This is a genomic window from Allosediminivita pacifica, from assembly GCF_003054175.1.
Classification (GTDB): domain Bacteria; phylum Pseudomonadota; class Alphaproteobacteria; order Rhodobacterales; family Rhodobacteraceae; genus Allosediminivita; species Allosediminivita pacifica.
Genome location: NZ_QBKN01000027.1, coordinates 1 through 20,688, shown reverse-complemented (window position 1 = coordinate 20,688; position 20,688 = coordinate 1). Strand labels below are relative to the sequence as shown.

General features: G+C 64.8%; 15 protein-coding genes and 1 riboswitch. Of the genes, 11 read left to right on the top strand and 4 right to left on the bottom strand.

Annotated elements, in window-relative coordinates; all coding sequences use genetic code 11:
* Positions 1-72 precede the first annotated feature (72 nt).
* The 4 genes from C8N44_RS18060 to thiM are packed head-to-tail and all read right to left on the bottom strand — an operon-like array spanning position 73 to position 3,032.
* On the bottom strand, positions 73-834 hold the full coding sequence (locus C8N44_RS18060; RefSeq protein WP_107978184.1) for a 3-oxoacyl-ACP reductase: 762 nt from the start codon (positions 832-834) through the stop codon (positions 73-75).
* Complete coding sequence (gene thiD, locus C8N44_RS18055; RefSeq protein WP_146178868.1) at positions 827-1,639, bottom strand: bifunctional hydroxymethylpyrimidine kinase/phosphomethylpyrimidine kinase; 813 nt, start codon at positions 1,637-1,639, stop codon at positions 827-829. Before thiD ends, C8N44_RS18060 begins: the two co-directional genes overlap by 8 nt.
* Positions 1,636-2,244 carry a thiamine phosphate synthase gene (thiE, locus tag C8N44_RS18050; protein WP_107978182.1) on the bottom strand — a complete coding sequence of 203 codons (609 nt, stop codon included), beginning with the start codon at positions 2,242-2,244 and terminating at the stop codon, positions 1,636-1,638. Before thiE ends, thiD begins: the two co-directional genes overlap by 4 nt.
* Positions 2,241-3,032 carry a hydroxyethylthiazole kinase gene (gene thiM, locus C8N44_RS18045; RefSeq protein WP_107978181.1) on the bottom strand — a complete coding sequence of 264 codons (792 nt, stop codon included), beginning with the start codon at positions 3,030-3,032 and terminating at the stop codon, positions 2,241-2,243. The genes thiE and thiM overlap by 4 nt, the downstream gene beginning before the upstream one ends.
* 48 nt (positions 3,033-3,080) lie before the next feature.
* Positions 3,081-3,176: riboswitch (TPP riboswitch) on the bottom strand.
* A 175-nt stretch (positions 3,177-3,351) separates the two neighbouring features.
* Here thiM and C8N44_RS18040 point away from each other — a divergent pair.
* The 11 genes from C8N44_RS18040 to C8N44_RS17990 form a co-directional block, all read left to right on the top strand.
* A complete protein-coding gene (locus C8N44_RS18040; protein WP_158274087.1) occupies positions 3,352-3,849 on the top strand; it encodes a putative pterin-binding protein in 498 nt (165 codons plus the stop codon).
* Between the two features lie 9 nt (positions 3,850-3,858).
* Positions 3,859-5,628, top strand: a complete 1,770-nt coding sequence (locus C8N44_RS18035) for an ATP-binding protein (RefSeq protein WP_107978179.1) — start codon at positions 3,859-3,861, stop codon at positions 5,626-5,628.
* A 278-nt stretch (positions 5,629-5,906) separates the two neighbouring features.
* Complete coding sequence (gene rplJ, locus C8N44_RS18030; protein WP_107978178.1) at positions 5,907-6,425, top strand: 50S ribosomal protein L10; 519 nt, start codon at positions 5,907-5,909, stop codon at positions 6,423-6,425.
* A 72-nt stretch (positions 6,426-6,497) separates the two neighbouring features.
* Positions 6,498-6,881 carry a 50S ribosomal protein L7/L12 gene (gene rplL / locus C8N44_RS18025; protein ID WP_107978177.1) on the top strand — a complete coding sequence of 128 codons (384 nt, stop codon included), beginning with the start codon at positions 6,498-6,500 and terminating at the stop codon, positions 6,879-6,881.
* A gap of 611 nt (positions 6,882-7,492) precedes the next feature.
* Positions 7,493-11,632, top strand: a complete 4,140-nt coding sequence (gene rpoB, locus C8N44_RS18020) for a DNA-directed RNA polymerase subunit beta (protein WP_107978176.1) — start codon at positions 7,493-7,495, stop codon at positions 11,630-11,632.
* Between the two features lie 98 nt (positions 11,633-11,730).
* Positions 11,731-15,987, top strand: a complete 4,257-nt coding sequence (gene rpoC, locus C8N44_RS18015) for a DNA-directed RNA polymerase subunit beta' (protein WP_107978175.1) — start codon at positions 11,731-11,733, stop codon at positions 15,985-15,987.
* 172 nt (positions 15,988-16,159) lie between these two features.
* Positions 16,160-17,092, top strand: a complete 933-nt coding sequence (locus C8N44_RS18010; RefSeq protein WP_107978174.1) for a DMT family transporter — start codon at positions 16,160-16,162, stop codon at positions 17,090-17,092.
* A 395-nt stretch (positions 17,093-17,487) separates the two neighbouring features.
* Positions 17,488-17,859: a 30S ribosomal protein S12 gene (rpsL, locus tag C8N44_RS18005; protein ID WP_107978173.1), complete on the top strand. Its 372-nt coding sequence runs from the start codon at positions 17,488-17,490 to the stop codon at positions 17,857-17,859.
* 12 nt (positions 17,860-17,871) lie between these two features.
* Complete coding sequence (gene rpsG, locus C8N44_RS18000; protein ID WP_107978172.1) at positions 17,872-18,342, top strand: 30S ribosomal protein S7; 471 nt, start codon at positions 17,872-17,874, stop codon at positions 18,340-18,342.
* Positions 18,343-18,362: 20 nt separating this feature from the next.
* Positions 18,363-20,504, top strand: coding sequence for an elongation factor G (gene fusA / locus C8N44_RS17995; protein WP_107978171.1), 2,142 nt, complete (start codon positions 18,363-18,365; stop codon positions 20,502-20,504).
* Between the two features lie 91 nt (positions 20,505-20,595).
* The coding region (locus C8N44_RS17990) for a GTP-binding protein (protein ID WP_227446961.1) at positions 20,596-20,688 on the top strand (93 nt) is incomplete at its 3' end.

The following is a 20,688-nucleotide window of genomic DNA, read 5'->3' as shown; positions in this document are numbered from 1 at the left end:
GCGGGGACGGCAGTTGCGCTCGGGGCAGCAGTTGACCGCGTGATTGCCTTTGCCGTCCCCTGATTTGGGCGATCAGCCAGACACGAGCCCGCCATCGACGATCAGGCATTGCCCGGTGACGGCGCGGCCCCAGGGCGACGCGAAGAACAGTGCCGCATCGGCGAGTTCTTCGGGGGTCGTGACGCGGCCCAGGGGCGTCTGCTGCGCGATCATGTCGAAGACCGCCTCCGGCGTCGCCGCGCTGGCGTCGGTCGTGCTAAGCAGCCCGCCCGCGATCATGTTGACCGTTACCCCCAACGGGCCGAGTTCCCGCGCGGCGGTGCGTGTGAAGCCCAGCAGCGCCGCCTTGGCGGCGGTATAATCGTGGTAGGGGACCACCGGATTCTGCACGAGATTGCTGCCGATGGTGATGACGCGCCCGCCGGATTGCCGGAACTGCGGTTGCAAGGCGCGGATCGCGTTGAGCGCGCCGCCCACCGCCACCTCGGTCTGCGCGGCGATGTCGGCCCATTCAAGCGTGTCGAGATGCGGCCGGGCGTCGCCGTTGAAGGAGAAATCGGCCAGTGCGTTGTGAACCAGCACCGTTGGCGCACCGAGCTGTTCGGTAATCTGCCCGACCATCCCGGTGACGGCCTCGGCATCGATCACATCCGCCTTGAAGGCCGCAGCGCTTGGGCCGAGCTCCTCGGCAAGCGCAAGTGCTTCCTTGGCGCTGCGGCGGTAGTTCAGGGCAACGCGCGCGCCCTCGCGAGCGAAGGCCCGGGCCAGTTCCGCGCCCAGCCCGCGTCCCGCGCCGGTGATGAGAACGGTCCTGTCGGCGATGGTATCAGTCATTATGATTCCCTCGGGTGATTGCGTGAAAGTGATGGACCGGCCCGTGGCCGCTGCCGACCGTGAGCCGCCCCGCACCTGCGATCGAGGCGGCGACATAGGCCTTGGTGCGCCGCGCCGCGTCTTCGAGCGGGAGGCGATGACCGAGCGCGGTGGCAAGGGCCGAGGAAAGCGTGCAGCCGGTCCCATGCGTGTTGCGGGTCGCGTGACGCGTGCCCTCGATCCAGACCGCGCCCTCGCGGCGCGCCAGCAGGTCGGGGCAGCCATCGCCGGGCAGATGCCCGCCTTTCAGCAGCACAGCGGCCGGGCCAAGGGCGAGGAGCGCGGCGGCCTGCGCCTGCATTTCGTCGCGCGTCGTCGGCGCCGTTTCCCCAAGCAGGTCGCCCGCTTCGGGCAGGTTCGGCGTGATGACGGTGGCTATGGGCAGCAGGGCGTCGCGCAGCGCCAGAACCGCATCGGTGGCAAGCAGGCGGTCTCCCCCCTTGGCCACCATCACGGGGTCGAGCACGATGGGGGCCTCGATCCCCTCAAGCGCCCTGGCGACCACCTCCACGACTTCCGCGCTGCCGAGCATGCCGATCTTCACGGCGTCGATGCGGATATCCTCGCGGATCGCCGCGATCTGGTCGCGGACAAGGCCGGGGGCGGTCACTTCGAACCCCGTGACACCTTGCGTATTCTGCGCCGTTAGCGCGGTGATGGCGGCCATTGCGTAGCCGCCCTCGGCCGAGATGGTCTTGATGTCGGCCTGGATCCCGGCGCCGCCCGAGGGATCGGAACCGGCAATGGATAGGATGTTGGGGATCATGTCTTGCTCCATGCCTCCAGAAGGGCGCGTGTCGCGGCTTCGGGGTCGGCCGCGCGGGTCACGGCGGAAACGATCGCCATGCCGGACACGCCGGTTTTTTTCAGGGCGCGAGCGTCCTCTGCGGTGATCCCCCCGATGGCGACGGAGGGCACGGGGGATGCGGCGGCGATGGCGGCGATGCCTTCGAAGCCCAGCGGGCTGGCCGCATCGGGCTTGGTCGCGGTCGTGCGAAGCGGGCCGATACCGATGTAGTCGACGCCCTCGGGGATGGCCGCGCATTGCGGCAACGCGTCGATCGACAACCCCAGCAGAGCCTCCGGTGCGATCTGCGCGCGGGCAGCGCGCGCATCGCCATCACCTTGTCCGATGTGAAGATCCGCGCCGGTGTCGCGCGCCACCGCGACACGGTCGTTGACGAAGACACGCACCCCGAGCGGTGCGAGTTCGGCCATGATCTCGCGGGTCAGCACGGCGATCTCGGCGTCGCTCGCGCCCTTGTCGCGGATCTGGACGGCCCAGGCGCCGCCGCGCGCGGCGGCGCGGGCCTGGTCGAGGACGGAATGAGGACTGTCGGGATCTGTCACGACATAGACAGGGCCGATCATGTCGCGGCCTCCACGCTCGCGGCCGCATCAAGGTCCGCCGCAGTCATAGCATGAAGCGCATCCAGAAAGGCCGGCATGAAGCTGCCCGGGCCGGTCGCCGCGGCCCCTGCGATCTCACCCGCCGCCCCGTAGTAGGCGAGCGCCGCGGCTGTGGCCTCCAGCGCGGACTCGTCGACGCAGAAGGCCGCGATGACGCCGTTCAGCGAACAGCCCATGACGGTGATGCGGCCCATGAGCGGATGGCCGTTGGAGACCCGAAGCGCCCGTTTCCCGTCGGTGACGTAGTCGACCGGACCCGAGACTGCGATGATGCCGCCCGTCCGGCCCGCCAGTTGCCGCGCCGCCTGTTCCGCGTCGGCGACGCTGTCGCCGGCATCGACCCCACGCGCGCGGCCCTCGAGTCCCGCAAGCGTCATGATCTCGGAGGCATTCCCCCGCACGACGGTCGGGTGCAGATCGAGCAACCGGTCCGAGAGTGCCTGCCGGAACTTGGTTGCGCCGACGCCAACGGGATCGAAGACCCAGGGCCGACCGGCCTTCTGCATGACCCTGGCAGCCTCTTCCATCGACAGGCCCCATTCGGTCGAGGCCGTTCCGATGTTCACGGTCAGCGCCTGGGAGAGCGCGGCGAACTCGGCCACCTCTTCGCGGGCGTGCACCATGGCGGGCGATGCACCTGCCGCCAGCAGGACGTTCGCCATGACATTCATCGCGACGAAATTGGTGATGTTGTGGACGAGAGGCGCGCGATCGCGCATCCCGGTCAGTCTCTCTCCGCAAGTCTGCATCTTGCCTCCTCGCCGGCGGCGAGATGCAAGGCACGCGGATTCCCGAGAGGGAGCGTCCTTGCAGCTTCCTCCGCCGGCATGATCCGGTTCAGGTTCAAAGGGTGCTTCTCAGCCCGCATGTCGCGGACGCCCCTGCTGCGTGTCGGCACAGAACGCGTTTCGCCCGGGGCTGTCAACGGTGCGCCCGGCCAGCCCGGCGGGGCCGTGCGCCGACATGGCGGCGAGCCACGGTTTCCATTCCGTGGGAAAGGCGACGTTAGCCTTTTCGACGCAGGTTGTGCGAAGCCCGGCACAGCGCCGGTGGAACTGGAGGCCTCTCATGATACGCTGGCTCTTGACACTGGTCCTAGCCGTAACCTGCACTGCGACGGTGGCGCGTGCGCTTGAAATGCCTGAAGGGCATGTCGTGCTCACCGTGTCCGGCGATATCGACGTCACCAACGATGGCGATGTGGCACGTTTCGATCTCGACATGCTTCGGGCTCTTGACTGGCGCGAAATCACGACCTTCACCGCGTTCACCAACGGACGGCAGCAATTCGCGGGCCCCACGCTGTCTTCACTTCTCGAGGCGCTGGGCGTCGAAGATGGCATTCTGCGCGCTCGTGCGGTCAATGATTACTCGGTGGAGATACCGGCCGCCCATGCAGCCGCGCACGACGTTCTCATCGCGGCAGAGCATGGCGGGAAGCCGATGCGCGTCCGCGAAAAGGGTCCCCTCTGGATCGTCTACCCGCAGTCCGAGGCGAAGGCGCAGGACAACACCTTCAACACCGAGATGATCTGGCAGCTGACCGAGATCGAGGTTCTACCCTAGGCGCCTCTCATGCGGGTGTGGCTGGTCGAGAACCTCAGGCTCCTGCGGGCGGTGGTGGCGATCTGCGCCGCCATGACCCTCGCAGGGGTGCTGATGGTGCATCAAGGCAATCAGCATGCGGCGCGGGAAACCGCCATCCTGGCAGTCAACGAAACGCTCTGGCGCCTGAGTGAACTGTTCTTCGAAACCCAAAGGCTCTCAGCCGACCTGGTCGCCTATCAGGACGACCGCCGGGCCAAGTCGGATGTCGAGTTGCGCTTCGATGTTCTCTGGAGCAGGGTCGACCTCTTGCTGGAAGCAGAATTCGGCCGCGACCTGCAATTCGACACGATGCTCCGTCGATACGCGGAATTCCTCGAACAGGAGGAACCTCTGATCTACGAGGCGGAATCGATCCCGGACGAAGAGGTCTTCCGCATGGTCGGCAATCTTGGTGCGCTCGTTGCCGAGACGCGTGCCGCCTGGACACGCGCCTTCTCCGGAGAGCGCGTGGGGATGCGCTTTGCCGATCTCCGGCATCACTCCGACAGCCCGGTCACTGGCATAGTCATTGCCCTGCTGGTGGGCCTGCTCATGCTCTACGTCTTGACTGAACTCTACCTGGCGGGGCGTGCGCAGCGTGTCGAGCGTGCGCTGCGCGAAGCAGCGGCGAGCGCCAATGCGGCCAAGACACGGTTCCTCGCCAACGTCAGCCACGAGGTTCGCACGCCGCTGAACGGAATCCTCGGGATGGCGACCGTGCTCGCGGAAACCGAGCTGACGCCCGAGCAGGCCGACTGCGTGCGCGTGATCGACCAATCCGGCGGGGTCTTGCTGAGCACGATCAACGACGTGCTCGACCTGTCCCGTGTCGAGGCCGGCGAATTGCACGTGGAAATACGACCCTACGTCCTGCGCGACCTCGTCGCCGCCTCGGTGGAGCTTTACGCCGCTACCGCACGCGAGAAAGGGCTGAACCTTACCTGCGAGGTCGCAGAGGATCTGCCGGAGGCGGTTCAGGGGGACGCCAGGCGCCTCCGGCAGGTGCTGCACAACCTTATCGCCAACGCGGTGAAGTTCACAGCCGAGGGCGGCGTCTCCGTGCGTGCCGGCGCGGCCAACGGCCGGCTTCGGATCGCTGTGGAAGACACGGGACAGGGGGTGCCCCCGGACGCTCGGGAGCGCATCTTCGAGCCCTTCGGGCAGGCGGATGCCAGCGTCACGCGCCAACACGGGGGCACCGGTCTTGGCCTGACGATTTCGCGTCAGCTGTGCCAAGCCATGGGAGGCGGGCTTTGGCTCGGGCCGGGTGACGAGTGTGGTGCGACCTTCATCTGTGACCTGCCGCTCCAGCCTGCCGAAATCGCCCAAGAGGGCGCTGTCGAGGCCGGCGAAGGCGCCGGGCCTGATCTTGCTGGGCTGCGCCTGCTCGTGGCGGACGACAACGCCACCAACCGCAAGATCCTTGCCCGCTTCCTGGAACCTGCCGGGGCGCAGGTGGATTTCGCCGAAACCGGTCTCGCCGCGGTGCAACGCAGCCTCGGCATCCGCTATGACGCCATCCTGATGGACATCCAGATGCCCGAGATGGACGGCATGGCCGCCAGCCGCGAGATTCGGCGCCGCGAAGTACAGGCCGGCCTCCCCCCGGTCCGAATTGTCGCGGTCACGGCGAATGCCCTGCCGCACCAGGTGGCAGAGTACCGCCGGGCCGGCATGGACGAGGTTCTGGTCAAGCCGCTGTCGAAGCGCAAGCTTCTGCGCGCGGTGCTGCCGGGGCCGTCCCCCCTTGCGGCCTGACGAACGGGGCTTGGCGCGAGGAAGCAAAGGCGCTAAGGAGCGGTCCTCGGAAGGCGTCGCGATTCGTGTCGCCCTTCGATTTCGTCCGAGACGGTGGGTCGGCCCCGCGGCAGCGTCCGCAAAGCCTTAATTCCTGCCTGAGACGGGAAGAGACATCTCTCCGGGCCGCTTTGCGGACCTCCGGCGTTTGTGATGTGACGACCCGATCGGACTTCTCGCCAGGGCAACCTGGCATGAACGAGCCGGAGGGTCCGCCCTCCAAACACTGGAGTAGAACTGTGGATAGAGCCCAGAAAGAGAAAGTGGTCGAGGAACTCGGCCAGATCTTCGAAAGCTCTGGCGTCGTGGTGGTGTCCCGCTACGAAGGTCTCACGGTTGCCGAGATGCAGGACCTGCGTGCACGTGCCCGTGCGGCAGAAACGTCGGTCCGCGTCGCCAAAAACAGGCTCGCCAAGATCGCCCTCGAAGGCACGCAATGCGAAGGCATGGCGTCGCTTCTCGATGGCATGACCGTTCTCACCTATTCCGAAGACCCCGTGGCAGCTGCCAAGGTGGTCGAGGATTTCGCCAAGGACAACAAGAAGCTCGAGATCCTTGGCGGGAACATGGGTGGCACGGACCTGGACCGGGCCGGTGTCGAAGCCGTGTCGAAAATGCCGTCGCGCGATGAGCTCATCGCTTCGATCGTCGGCGCAATCGGCGCACCCGCATCGAACATCGCCGGCGCAGTTGGCGCACCTGCATCGAACATCGCTTCCATCCTTTCCACCATCGAGGAAAAGGCGGAGGCGGCCTGATACGGCAACCCCATCCTTCGTGGGTTATCCCCGCGCGTTGGAACACATCAAGCATACGGAAAGAGTCTCAAAATGGCTGATCTCAAAGCACTTGCCGAGCAAATCGTCGGTCTGACCCTGCTCGAAGCGCAGGAACTGAAAACCATCCTCAAGGATGAGTACGGCATCGAGCCCGCCGCTGGCGGCGCTGTCATGATGGCCGGTCCCGCAGGCGGCGACGCCGGCGGCGCTGCCGAAGAAGAGCAGACCGAATTCGACGTGATCCTCAAGTCCGCTGGCGACAAGAAGATCAACGTCATCAAGGAAGTCCGTGGCATCACCGGTCTTGGCCTGAAAGAAGCCAAGGAACTGGTCGAAGCCGGTGGCAAAGCCGTCAAGGAAGGCGTTGCCAAGGACGAAGCCGAAGAAATCAAGAAGAAGCTCGAAGAAGCAGGCGCCGAAGTCGAGCTCAAGTAATCCTGGTCTTGCGACCGGAATTCAGGGGCGGGTGCCGCAAGGCGCCCGCCCTTCTTTTTGGGGGTGGTGCTTTGGGTTCCCGTCCATTTGCGTTGGGATCCTTGGATGCGGTGGTCGGGCTCTCACAATCCGGGCTTGGCAACGGGGGCATTTCGCCCTACCTTCTGTAGCGCGCCATGAGGTTCATGACTTGTTGGCGGCGCTGACTTCTGGGGTTGCCTTTGAACGTCCTGAAGCTTAAGTGACAGTTTCCACCGGGTACGCGCGATTCGTGCCCGGCCATTGTCTGCGCTGAAGTTCCGGGGGCGACCTGATCTCACATCCGCACCAAACGCTTCGCGACCCTAGGCCGCCGGAACCCTCCGGACGGTCTTAGTCTGTTTGCTGTTTCCGGAAGGTTAAGCCCGCGTTCCGGAGTGGTTTTTCAAGGGCAACGCTCAGCCTTAGCAAGGCCCTGGTGCAGGGCCTTTCTTGGGCAGAGGGAAAAGAATCGGGAGGCGCCTGGTGGGACGGGCGCCAGGAATGGATTCCCCCGTTATGCCATCTCGGATGGACCGGCGGCTGGTGCCCGACAGCCGTGGTCCGGTGAGACAGGAAAGGTGAACTTTCACATGGCGCAAAGCTTTCTCGGACAGAAACGTCTTCGTCGGTATTACGGCAAGATCCGCGAAGTGCTCGAGATGCCGAACCTTATCGAGGTTCAGAAGTCGAGCTACGAACTGTTCCTGAACTCGGGGGATCAGGCGACTCCCCTGGACGGCGAAGGCATCAAGGGCGTTTTCCAGTCGGTCTTCCCGATCAAGGACTTCAACGAGACCGCAGTGCTCGAATTCGTGTCCTACGAACTGGAACGTCCCAAGTACGACGTCGAGGAGTGCATGCAGCGTGATATGACCTACAGCGCCCCGCTGAAGGTCACGCTGCGCCTGATCGTGTTCGACATCGACGAGGACACCGGCGCGAAGTCGGTTAAGGACATCAAGGAACAGGACGTGTTCATGGGCGACATGCCGCTCATGACCGGGAACGGCACGTTCATCGTCAACGGCACCGAGCGGGTCATCGTTTCCCAGATGCACCGTTCGCCGGGCGTGTTCTTCGACCACGACAAGGGCAAGACCCACTCTTCGGGCAAGCTGCTGTTCGCTTGCCGGATCATCCCCTACCGCGGCTCCTGGCTCGATTTCGAATTCGATGCCAAGGACATCGTCTTCGCGCGGATCGACCGTCGCCGGAAGCTTCCCGTGACCACCCTGCTCTATGCCCTCGGGCTGGACCAGGAGGCGATCATGGACGCCTACTACGACACGGTGACCTACAGCCTGCGCAAGGGCGAGGGCTGGAGCACGCCGTTCTTCCCCGATCGCGTGCGCGGCACCCGTCCGACCTATGACCTCGTCGACGCCGACAGCGGCGAAGTGATCGCCGAGGCCGGCAAGAAGATCACGCCGCGCGCGGTCAAAAAGCTCAAGGACGAAGGCTCGGTCGAGAGTCTCCTGGTGCCCTTCGAGCAGATCGTCGGCAAGTTCGTGTCCGAGGACATCATCAACGAGGAAAACGGCGCGATCTACGTCGAGGCCGGTGACGAGCTGACCTGGACGGTCGACAAGGACGGTCAGGTGACCGGGGGTACGCTCAAGGAGCTGGTCGACGCGGGCATCACCGAGATTCCGGTCCTCGACATCGATAACGTCACTGTGGGTCCGTACATGCGGAACACCATGGCGCAGGACAAGAACATGAACCGCGAAACCGCGCTCATGGACATCTACCGCGTCATGCGCCCGGGCGAGCCGCCCACGGTCGAGGCCGCCTCGGCCCTCTTCGACACGCTCTTCTCGGACAGCGAACGCTACGACCTGTCCGCCGTGGGCCGCGTGAAGATGAACATGCGCCTGAACCTCGACAAGCCGGACACCCAGCGCACGCTGGACCGCGAGGACATTGTCCAGTGCATCAAGGCCCTGGTCGAGCTTCGTGACGGCCGTGGCGAGATCGACGACATCGACCACCTCGGCAACCGCCGCGTGCGTTCCGTCGGCGAGCTGATGGAGAACCAGTACCGCGTCGGCCTGCTCCGCATGGAGCGCGCGATCAAGGAACGCATGTCCTCCGTCGAGATCGACACGGTGATGCCGCAGGACTTGATCAACGCGAAACCGGCTGCTGCTGCCGTGCGCGAGTTCTTCGGCTCCTCGCAGCTGTCGCAGTTCATGGACCAGACCAACCCGCTCTCCGAGGTCACGCACAAGCGTCGTCTCTCGGCGCTTGGCCCCGGCGGTCTGACCCGCGAACGTGCCGGCTTCGAGGTGCGCGACGTTCACCCGACCCACTACGGCCGGATGTGCCCGATCGAGACGCCGGAAGGCCCGAACATCGGTCTCATCAACTCGCTGGCGACCTATGCCCGCGTGAACAAGTACGGCTTCATCGAAACACCCTACCGCGTCGTGAAGGATGCCAAGGTCACGGACGAAGTGCACTACATGTCCGCGACCGAGGAAATGCGCCACACGGTTGCACAGGCGAACGCCTCGCTCGACGTCGAGGGCAAGTTCACCAACGAGATGGTCAACACCCGCCAGTCCGGTGACTACACGCTGGCCCCGGCCGAAAGCGTCGACCTGATCGACGTTTCGCCCAAGCAGCTGGTCTCCGTGGGTGCCTCGCTCATCCCGTTCCTCGAGAACGACGACGCCAACCGCGCACTGATGGGCGCGAACATGCAGCGGCAGGCCGTGCCCACGCTGCGCTCCGAAGCGCCGCTGGTCGGCACCGGGATCGAGGGCGTCGTCGCCCGCGACTCCGGCGCATCCATCATGGCGCGCCGGGCCGGCATCATCGACCAGGTGGACGCACAGCGGATCGTGGTCCGCGCCACCGCCGACCTCGAGCCGGGCGATCCGGGCGTGGACATCTATCGCCTGCGCAAGTTCCAGCGCTCGAACCAGAACACCTGCATCAACCAGCGGCCGCTGGTGAAGGTGGGCGACACGGTCGGCAAGGACGAGGTCATCGCGGACGGTCCCTCCACGGACATGGGGGAACTGGCGCTCGGCAAGAACGTCATCGTCGCCTTCATGCCTTGGAACGGCTACAACTACGAGGACTCGATCCTGATCTCCGAGCGGATCTCCAAGGATGACGTGTTCACCTCCGTCCACATCGAGGAATTCGAAGTGGCGGCGCGCGACACCAAGCTTGGCCCCGAGGAAATCACGCGCGACATCCCCAACGTCGGCGAGGAAGCGCTGCGCAACCTCGACGAGGCGGGCATCGTCTACATCGGTGCCGACGTGGAGCCGGGCGACATTCTCGTGGGCAAGATCACGCCCAAGGGCGAAAGCCCGATGACGCCCGAGGAAAAGCTCCTCCGCGCCATCTTCGGCGAGAAGGCCTCGGACGTGCGCGACACCTCGCTGCGGGTGAAGCCGGGCGACTACGGCACCGTCGTGGAGGTGCGCGTCTTCAACCGTCACGGCGTCGAAAAGGACGAACGTGCGCTGCAGATCGAGCGGGAAGAGGTCGAGCGCCTCGCCCGTGACCGGGACGACGAGCTCGCCATCCTCGACCGCAACATCTACGCGCGTCTGCGCACCATGATCCTCGGCAAGACCGCGGTGAAGGGTCCCCGCGGCGTGAAGGCCAACTCGGAAATCAACGAGGAACTGCTGGACAGCCTGACCCGTGGTCAGTGGTGGCAGCTCGCCCTCGGCGAGGAAGAGGACGCCAAGCACGTCGAAGCCCTGCACGAGCAGTACGAGGCGCAGAAGCGCGCGCTCGACGCCCGCTTCGAGGACAAGGTCGAGAAGGTCCGCCGCGGCGACGACCTGCCGCCGGGCGTGATGAAGATGGTCAAGGTCTTCATCGCGGTGAAGCGCAAGCTTCAGCCGGGCGACAAGATGGCTGGCCGTCACGGCAACAAGGGTGTGGTGTCGCGCGTGGTCCCCATGGAGGACATGCCGTTCCTCGAGGACGGTACCCCCGTGGACCTCTGCCTCAACCCGCTCGGCGTGCCCTCGCGGATGAACGTCGGCCAGATCCTCGAAACCCACATGGGTTGGGCGTCGCGTGCGCTCGGCATCAAGGTGGACGACTCGCTTCAGGACTATCGCCGCACCGGCGACCTGACACCGGTCCGCGAAGCCCTGCGCATCGCCTACGGTGACGAGGTCTACGAGGAAGGCTTCTCGGACATGGACGAGGGCCACCTGATCGAGGCGGCGGGCAACATGACCCGCGGCGTTCCGATCGCCACGCCCGTCTTCGACGGCGCGAAGGAAGGCGACGTGAACGATGCGCTGGCGCGTGCCGGCTTCGACACCTCGGGTCAGTCGATCCTGTTCGACGGGCGCACGGGTGAGCAGTTCAGCCGCAAGGTGACGGTGGGTGTGAAGTACCTGCTCAAGCTGCACCACCTCGTGGACGACAAGATCCACGCGCGTTCCACCGGGCCCTACAGCCTCGTCACGCAGCAGCCTCTGGGCGGCAAGGCCCAGTTCGGCGGCCAGCGTTTCGGCGAGATGGAGGTCTGGGCGCTCGAAGCCTACGGCGCGGCCTACACGCTGCAAGAGATGCTCACGGTCAAGTCGGACGACGTGGCCGGCCGGACCAAGGTCTACGAGAGCATCGTGAAGGGCGAGGACAACTTCGAGGCCGGCGTGCCGGAATCGTTCAACGTGCTCGTCAAGGAGGTCCGGGGTCTGGGCCTCAACATGGAACTCCTGGATGCGGAGGAAGACGAGGAATGAGGGCAGGGCGCCCCGAAAGCGCCATCGCCTGATCCCTCCGGGTGCGCGTCCGCCGCGCATCCGCTTCCCCCGCACCCTCTGAACTCTGAGGTTTGAGAATGAACCAGGAAATCACGAACAACCCGTTCAACCCCCTGACCCCGCCCAAGGTCTTCGATGAGATCAAGGTTTCGCTCGCGTCGCCGGAACGGATCCTCAGCTGGTCCTACGGCGAGATCAAAAAGCCCGAGACGATCAACTACCGCACGTTCAAGCCCGAGCGTGACGGCCTGTTCTGCGCGCGCATCTTCGGTCCGATCAAGGACTACGAATGCCTTTGCGGCAAGTACAAGCGCATGAAGTATCGCGGCGTCGTCTGCGAGAAATGCGGCGTCGAGGTCACGCTCCAGAAGGTCCGCCGCGAGCGCATGGGCCACATCGAGCTGGCCGCGCCCTGCGCCCACATCTGGTTCCTGAAGTCGCTGCCCTCGCGCATCGGCCTCATGCTGGACATGACCCTGCGCGATCTGGAGCGGGTTCTCTACTTCGAGAACTACGTGGTGATCGAGCCGGGCCTGACCGACCTGCAGTACGGCCAGCTGATGAGCGAAGAGGACTACCTCGACGCGCAGGACCAGTACGGCATGGACGCCTTCACCGCCAACATCGGCGCCGAGGCCATCCGTGAAATGCTGGCCAACATCGACCTCGAGGCCGAGGCCGACCGCCTGCGCGAGGAGCTGAAGGAAGCCACCGGCGAACTGAAGCCCAAGAAGATCATCAAGCGTCTCAAGGTCGTCGAGAACTTCCTCGAATCCGGCAACCGTCCGGAGTGGATGATCATGACTGTCGTCCCGGTCATCCCGCCGGAACTGCGCCCGCTCGTCCCGCTGGACGGCGGGCGGTTTGCCACGTCCGACCTCAACGACCTGTATCGCCGCGTCATTAACCGGAACAACCGCCTCAAGCGGCTGATCGAACTGCGCGCGCCCGACATCATCGTCCGCAACGAGAAGCGGATGCTGCAGGAAGCCGTGGACGCGCTCTTCGACAACGGTCGCCGCGGCCGCGTCATCACCGGCGCCAACAAGCGTCCGCTGAAGTCGCTGTCCGACATGCTGAAAGGCAAGCAGGGCCGCTTCCGTCAGAACCTTCTCGGCAAGCGCGTCGACTTCTCGGGCCGCTCGGTCATCGTGACCGGTCCGGAACTCAAGCTGCACCAGTGCGGCCTGCCCAAGAAGATGGCGCTCGAACTCTTCAAGCCCTTCATCTACTCGCGGCTCGAGGCCAAGGGCCTCTCCAGCACCGTGAAACAGGCGAAGAAGCTGGTCGAGAAAGAGCGTCCCGAGGTCTGGGACATCCTCGACGAGGTCATCCGCGAGCACCCGGTTCTTCTGAACCGCGCGCCCACGCTGCACCGTCTCGGCATCCAGGCGTTCGAGCCCACCCTGATCGAAGGCAAGGCGATCCAGCTTCACCCGCTGGTCTGCTCGGCCTTCAACGCGGACTTCGACGGTGACCAGATGGCCGTGCACGTCCCGCTGAGCCTCGAGGCCCAGCTGGAAGCGCGCGTCCTGATGATGTCGACGAACAACGTGCTGTCGCCCGCCAACGGCGCGCCGATCATCGTTCCCTCGCAGGACATGATCCTCGGCCTCTATTACATCACGCTGGCGCGTGAGGGCATGAAGGGCGAGGGCATGAGCTTCTCCTCCATCGAGGAGGTCGAGCACGCGCTGAACGCCGGCGAAGTGCACATGCACGCCAACATCACCTGCCGCGTGAAGCAGATCGACGAGAACGGCCTCGAAGTGTGGAAACGCTACGAGACCACGCCGGGGCGCGTGCGCCTCGGTGCGCTGCTGCCGCTGAACGCGAAGGCACCATTCGAACTCGTCAACACGCTGCTGCGCAAGAAGGACGTCCAGAAGGTCATCGACACCGTCTACCGCTACTGCGGCCAGAAGGAATCCGTCATCTTCTGCGACCAGATCATGTCCATGGGCTTCAAGGAGGCGTTCCGCGCGGGCATCTCCTTCGGCAAGGACGACATGGTCATCCCCGAGAACAAGTGGCCCATCGTGGAAGAGACCCGCGAGCAGGTGAAGGACTTCGAACAGCAGTACATGGACGGCCTGATCACCCAGGGTGAGAAGTACAACAAGGTCGTCGATGCCTGGTCGAAGTGTAACGACAAGGTCACCGAAGCCATGATGTCGACCATCTCGGCCGAGCGCCGGGACGAGAACGGCGCCGTCGAGGAGCCGAACTCGGTCTACATGATGGCGCACTCCGGTGCCCGTGGCTCGGTCACGCAGATGAAGCAGCTGGGCGGGATGCGCGGCCTGATGGCGAAGCCGAACGGCGACATCATCGAGACGCCGATCATCTCGAACTTCAAGGAAGGCCTGACCGTTCTCGAGTACTTCAACTCGACCCACGGCGCCCGTAAGGGTCTGTCGGACACTGCTCTGAAGACGGCGAACTCGGGTTACCTGACCCGTCGTCTGGTGGATGTCGCGCAGGACTGCATCGTGCGCATGCACGACTGCGGCACCGAACTGGCGATCACCGCCGAGGCGGCCGTCAACGACGGCGAGGTCGTGGCATCGCTCGGCGAGCGTGTTCTGGGCCGTGTCGCGGCCGAGGACATCACCACGCCCACCGGCGATGTACTTGTCCGCGAAGGCCAGCTGATCGACGAGCGGATGGCCGATGCCATCGAGGACGCCGCGCTTCAGACCGCGCGTATCCGCAGCCCGCTGACCTGCGAGGCCGAAGAGGGCGTCTGCGCCATGTGCTATGGTCGCGACCTGGCACGCGGCACGATGGTCAACACCGGCGAGGCGGTCGGCATCATTGCCGCGCAGTCCATCGGTGAACCCGGCACGCAGCTGACGATGCGGACCTTCCACATCGGCGGCGTTGCCCAGGGTGGCCAGCAGTCCTTCCTCGAGGCGAGCCAGGAGGGGATCATCGAGTTCGAGAGCCCCAACACCCTGCAGAACGCCGCTGGCGAGACGCTGGTGCTTGGCCGGAACATGAAGCTGCGCATCGTGGACGAGAACGGGGTGGAGCGAGCCACGCACAAGCTGGGCTACGGCACCAAGCTCTTCGTTCAGGAAGGCGATACGGTGGCACGGGGCGACAAGCTCTTCGAGTGGGACCCCTACACGCTGCCGATCCTCGCCGAGGCCGACGGTGTGGCCCGTCATGTGGACCTGGTGAACGGCGTTGCCGTGCGCGAGGAGACCGACGAAGCCACCGGCATGACGCAGAAGATCGTGACCGACTGGCGTGCCGCGCCCAAGGGCAACGAGCTCAAGCCCGAGATCATCCTGCAGGATGAGAACGGCGAGCCCGTGCGCAACGCGGCCGGCAACCCGATCACCTATCCGATGTCCGTGGACGCGATCCTTTCGGGCGAGGACGGGCAGAAGGTGCAGGCCGGTGACGTGCTGGCACGGATCCCGCGTGAAGGTGCGAAGACGAAGGACATCACCGGCGGTCTGCCGCGTGTGGCCGAACTCTTCGAGGCGCGTCGTCCGAAAGATCACGCCATCATCGCCGAGATCGACGGCTACGTGCGGTTCGGGAAGGACTACAAGAACAAGCGCCGGATCACGATCGACCCCGCGGACGAAAACCAAGAGCCCAAGGAATACATGATCCCGAAAGGGAAGCACATTCCTGTGGCCGAAGGTGACTACGTCCAGAAGGGCGACTACATCATGGACGGCAACCCGGCCCCGCACGACATTCTGTCGATCATGGGGATCGAGGCTCTGGCCAACTACATGATCGACGAGGTGCAGGACGTCTACCGACTGCAGGGCGTGAAGATCAACGACAAGCACGTCGAGGTCATCGTTCGCCAGATGCTGCAGAAGTGGGAGATCACCGACAGCGGCGACACCACGCTGCTCAAGGGCGAGCACGTCGACAAGCTCGAGTTCGATACGGCGAATGCCAAGATCGAGAAGAAGGGCGGCCGTCCCGCACAGGGCGAACCGATCCTTCTCGGGATCACGAAGGCTTCGCTGCAGACCCGGTCCTTCATCTCGGCGGCCTCCTTCCAGGAGACGACCCGCGTTCTCACCGAGGCTTCGGTGCAGGGCAAGGTCGACGAACTCCAGGGGCTCAAGGAGAACGTCATCGTGGGCCGCCTCATCCCGGCGGGCACCGGTGGCGCCACCCAGCGGGTGCGCCGCGTGGCGCAGGATCGCGACACCGTGGTCATCGATGCCAAGCGCGAGGAGGCCGAGGCCGCCGCAGCGCTGGCGGCACCGGAGCCGGCAGCGCCGTCGGGAGACGACGTGGTTGGTGGCGACGAGTTCGACACGCTGATCGTGGATACCCCGGAAAGCCGCGAGTAAATCGCACTTCCGGAACCGAAGATTGCAAGGCCCGGGCGGGACACCGCCCGGGCCTTTCTTGTCCGGGGCAGGGGCGTCTGATCCCGGTGCGCCAGCGGTTGGCGGGCTGGCAGGTCGGCTGCAGGCGGGCTATGGCGAATTGCGCCGGTGTACAGAGACAAGTGAGGGCCGCATGACAGACCAGACAGCGGCATCGCGTGCGCCGCTCCTGATGATGGCCTCGATGCTGTCCTTCACGCTCAACGATACCTTCGTGAAGCTGACCGGTGGTGAACTGCCCGTGTCGCAGCTCTTGGCGCTCCGCGGAATTCTCGCGGTGCTGTTCATTGCGGGGCTCGCGCACGGAATGGGCCACCTGCGTGTCCGGCTTCCGAGGGCCGACTGGGGTCTTCTGGCGCTGCGCTCCATCGCCGAGGCGAGCTCGGCCTATCTGATCATCCGCGCCCTTCTGGCCATTCCCTTGGCGAATGTCTCCGCCATCCTGCAGATGCTTCCGCTGACGATCACCCTGGGCGGCTTTCTCTTGCTGCGCGAACAGGTGGGATGGAGGCGCTGGTTGGCCGTTGCCGCGGGTTTCGGGGGCATGCTGCTGATCGTCCGGCCGGGCCCTGAGGGCTTCGACATCAATGCCATCCTCGCGCTGGCCGCCGTCGTGGCCGTGACCGTCCGCGATCTCGCGACCCGGCGCATGTCTGGCGCGGTCCCCTCGCTCATGGTGACGCTGGCAGGCGCTGTGACGGTGCTTGCAGTCGCTTGCCTGTTGTCCGTCACGGAGGGCTGGGTCCCCATGACCCCGCGGCTCTGGGCCCTCATTCTGGCGGCCACGGGGTGCATCATCTGCGGCTACAGCTTCAGCGTGCTCGTCATGCGGGCCGGCGAGGCGAGCCTGACCGCCCCATTCCGGTATTCGGGACTGGTCTTTGCCCTGATCCTCGGCTGGCTCGTCTTCGGCGACTGGCCCGATGGCCTCACGCTGACCGGCGCGGCGGTGGTGGCGCTGTCGGGTGGTTTCACCATGTGGCGGGAAAGGCGGCAGGCGGTCGCGGCGCCCAAGCTTGCAGCTCCGCCCTATCCGGTACCCGAAAAAGGCGTGGAGCGCCCTTGAGCCCGGCGGCCGGCTGGCGCAATCTTCTCCTACGAAATCCGGTGAATCTTCGCCGCTCACACCTGAATCCGGGGCAGGGTCGTCTGCTGCCCCGTGGTGCTGTTGACAACCTCCGCGACTCCCCATATACGGCCAGCCAATTCGCCGGGCGGAAAGTCTCCGCTTGCGGGTTTGCAGTACCGAAGCGGTCATGATCCGGGCCACATGCCCCGATCCTCTGGACAGCCACCGCGTCGTCCCGGAACCGGGGACGGATGCGGTTTTTTGCGTCCTGCACGCCCGGCGCTTGAACCGGTGGCCTGCGGACGCGCGGGGCGCCAGAAACCTTGAACCAGATCTGCATGGGGCGCCCCCCCGTGCACCGCAGAGATGAAGAACACGGGGAAGAAACCGGAATGCCCACGATCCAACAGCTGATCCGCAAGCCGCGGCAGCCCAAGCGCAGAACCAGCAAATCGATGCACCTGGAAGGCAACCCGCAGAAGCGCGGCGTTTGCACCCGGGTCTACACCACCACGCCCAAGAAGCCGAACTCGGCCATGCGTAAGGTGGCCAAGGTTCGCCTGACCAACGGCTACGAGGTGATCAGCTACATCCCGGGTGAATCGCACAACCTGCAAGAGCACTCCGTTGTGCTCATCCGCGGCGGCCGTGTGAAAGACCTTCCCGGTGTCCGCTATCACATCCTGCGCGGTGTTCTCGACACCCAGGGCGTCAAGGACCGCAAGCAGCGCCGCTCGAAGTACGGCGCGAAGCGTCCCAAGTAAGAGGAATTACAGATGTCTCGTCGTCACGCCGCAGAGAAGCGCGAAGTTCTCCCCGACGCCAAGTTTGGTGACCGGGTTCTGACGAAGTTCATGAACAACCTGATGTATCACGGTAAGAAATCCACTGCCGAGACCATCGTCTACGGTGCGCTCGACCGCGTCGAAACCAAGGTCAAGCGCGCGCCCATGGAACTGTTCCACGAGGCGCTGGATAACATCAAGCCCAGCGTCGAGGTCCGCTCGCGTCGTGTTGGTGGCGCCACCTATCAGGTGCCCGTCGAGGTGCGTCCCGAGCGCCGCGAAGCGCTGGCCATCCGCTGGCTGATCGATGCGTCGCGCAAGCGCAACGAGAACACCATGGAAGAACGCCTCGCCGGCGAGCTGTTGGACGCAGTGCAGTCCCGCGGTGCTGCTGTTAAGAAGCGCGAAGACACCCACAAGATGGCCGACGCGAACCGCGCGTTCAGCCATTATCGCTGGTAATCCAACCCAAGGACCGACCCATGCAACGCGAATATTCGCTGGATCGCTACCGCAACTTCGGCATCATGGCGCACATCGATGCAGGCAAGACGACCTGCACCGAGCGGATCCTGTTCTATACCGGTAAGTCGCACAAGATCGGCGAAGTCCATGACGGCGCCGCGACGATGGACTGGATGGAGCAGGAGCAGGAACGCGGGATCACGATCACCTCGGCTGCGACCACGACCTTCTGGTTCCGGACCGAAGATGGCGAGAACCCCACCGGCATCTACGGCGACACGCCGCAGGAAGCCAAGTTCCGCTTCAACATCATCGACACTCCCGGCCACGTGGACTTCACCATCGAGGTCGAGCGTTCGCTCGCCGTTCTCGACGGCGCGGTCTGCGTTCTCGATGCCAACGCCGGTGTGGAGCCGCAGACGGAAACCGTCTGGCGCCAGGCCGACCGTTACAAGGTGCCGCGCATCGTGTTCGTCAACAAGATGGACAAGATCGGCGCCGACTTCGACAACTGCGTGCGGATGATCAAGGACCGCACTGGTGCAATCCCGGCGCCGATCCAGTTCCCGATCGGCGCAGAGGACAAACTCGAAGGCATCGTCGACCTCGTGACCATGAAGGAATGGGTCTGGCTGGGCGAGGACCTGGGTGCCTCCTGGAAGATCCAGGACATCCGTCCCGAGCTGCAGGACAAGGCCGAGTCCATGCGCGCCGAGCTCATCGAGATCGCCGTCGAGATGGACGACGACGCGATGGAAGCCTACCTCGAGGGTGAAGAGCCCGACGAGCCGAAGCTTCGCGAGCTGATCCGCAAGGGCACGCTGTCGCTCTCCTTCGTTCCCGTGCTGGCCGGCTCGGCGTTCAAGAACAAGGGCGTCCAGCCCATGCTCAACGCCGTGATCGACTACCTGCCCGGTCCCTTCGACGTGCCGCCCTACATGGGCTTCGCACCCGACGACGAGACCGAGACGCGGAACATCGAGCGCCGTCCCGGCGACGACCAGCCCTTCGCTGGCCTCGCGTTCAAGATCATGAACGACCCCTTCGTGGGCTCCCTGACCTTCACCCGGATCTATTCGGGCATGATGGAAAAGGGCGGCACGGTCATGAACTCGACCAAGGGCAAGAAAGAGCGCATCGGCCGGATGATGATGATGCACTCGAACTCCCGCGAGGAGATCGATTGGGCCGGCTCCGGCGACATCATCGCGCTGGCGGGTCTGAAAGAGACCACCACCGGTGACACGCTCTGCGACAGCCAGAAGCAGGTCGTGCTCGAAACCATGACCTTCCCCGATCCGGTCATCGAGATCGCGGTCGAGCCCAAGACCAAGGGTGACCAGGAGAAGATGTCCCAGGGCCTCGCGCGGCTTGCCGCCGAAGACCCGTCCTTCCGCGTGGAGACCGACCTCGAGTCCGGTCAGACCATCATGAAGGGCATGGGGGAACTTCACCTCGACATCCTCGTCGACCGCCTGAAGCGGGAGTTCAAGGTCGAGGCGAACATCGGTGCCCCGCAGGTTGCCTACCGCGAGACCATCTCGCAGAAAATCAACCACACCTACACCCACAAGAAGCAGTCGGGTGGTTCGGGTCAGTTCGCCGAGGTGCAGCTGGAAATCACGCCGACCGAGCCGGGCGAAGGCTACTCCTTCGAGTCCCGCATCGTCGGTGGCTCGGTGCCGAAGGAATACATCCCCGGCGTCGAGAAGGGCATCAAGTCCGTGATGGACAGCGGTCCGCTGGCCGGTTTCCCGGTGATCGACTTCAAGGTCGCTCTGGTGGACGGCAAGTACCACGACGTGGACTCCAGCGTGCTCGCGTTCGAGATCGCATCGCGGATGTGCATGCGGGAAGGCCTGCGCAAGGCCGGTGCCCAGCTGCTCGAGCCGATCATGAAGGTCGAGGTCGTGACGCCGGAGGAATACACCGGTTCAATCATTGGTGACCTGACGTCCCGTCGTGGTCAGGTGCAGGGACAGGAGCCGCGTGGCAACGCCATCGTGCTCAACTCCCACGTGCCGCTCGCCAACATGTTCGGCTACATCAACAACCTGCGCTCGATGTCCTCGGGCCGCGCGCAGTTCACGATGCAGTTCTCGCACTACGATCCGGTTCCGCAGAACATCAGCGACGAGATCCAGTCGAAGTACGCCTAAACACGGCGGTGCGTGGGAGACCACGCACCCTACCACCCCGTAGGGTGCGCCGGGCGGCGCACCGCACGACAAGAAAAAGGGAGCCAGTCAGATGGCAAAGGAAAAGTTTGAGCGCGGCAAGCCGCACTGCAACATCGGCACGATCGGTCACGTCGACCACGGCAAGACGACGCTGACGGCGGCG

Coding starts and splice junctions, on each gene's coding strand:
- thiM (WP_107978181.1), bottom strand. CDS start 3,032: ATGCAGACTTGCGGAGAGAGACTGACCGGGATGCGCGATCGCGCGCCT.
- rpsL (WP_107978173.1), top strand. CDS start 17,488: ATGCCCACGATCCAACAGCTGATCCGCAAGCCGCGGCAGCCCAAGCGC.
- C8N44_RS18040 (WP_158274087.1), top strand. CDS start 3,352: ATGATACGCTGGCTCTTGACACTGGTCCTAGCCGTAACCTGCACTGCG.
- C8N44_RS18060 (WP_107978184.1), bottom strand. CDS start 834: ATGACTGATACCATCGCCGACAGGACCGTTCTCATCACCGGCGCGGGA.
- rpoB (WP_107978176.1), top strand. CDS start 7,493: ATGGCGCAAAGCTTTCTCGGACAGAAACGTCTTCGTCGGTATTACGGC.
- rpoC (WP_107978175.1), top strand. CDS start 11,731: ATGAACCAGGAAATCACGAACAACCCGTTCAACCCCCTGACCCCGCCC.
- rplL (WP_107978177.1), top strand. CDS start 6,498: ATGGCTGATCTCAAAGCACTTGCCGAGCAAATCGTCGGTCTGACCCTG.
- thiE (WP_107978182.1), bottom strand. CDS start 2,244: ATGATCGGCCCTGTCTATGTCGTGACAGATCCCGACAGTCCTCATTCC.
- thiD (WP_146178868.1), bottom strand. CDS start 1,639: ATGATCCCCAACATCCTATCCATTGCCGGTTCCGATCCCTCGGGCGGC.
- C8N44_RS18010 (WP_107978174.1), top strand. CDS start 16,160: ATGACAGACCAGACAGCGGCATCGCGTGCGCCGCTCCTGATGATGGCC.
- rpsG (WP_107978172.1), top strand. CDS start 17,872: ATGTCTCGTCGTCACGCCGCAGAGAAGCGCGAAGTTCTCCCCGACGCC.
- C8N44_RS18035 (WP_107978179.1), top strand. CDS start 3,859: ATGCGGGTGTGGCTGGTCGAGAACCTCAGGCTCCTGCGGGCGGTGGTG.
- fusA (WP_107978171.1), top strand. CDS start 18,363: ATGCAACGCGAATATTCGCTGGATCGCTACCGCAACTTCGGCATCATG.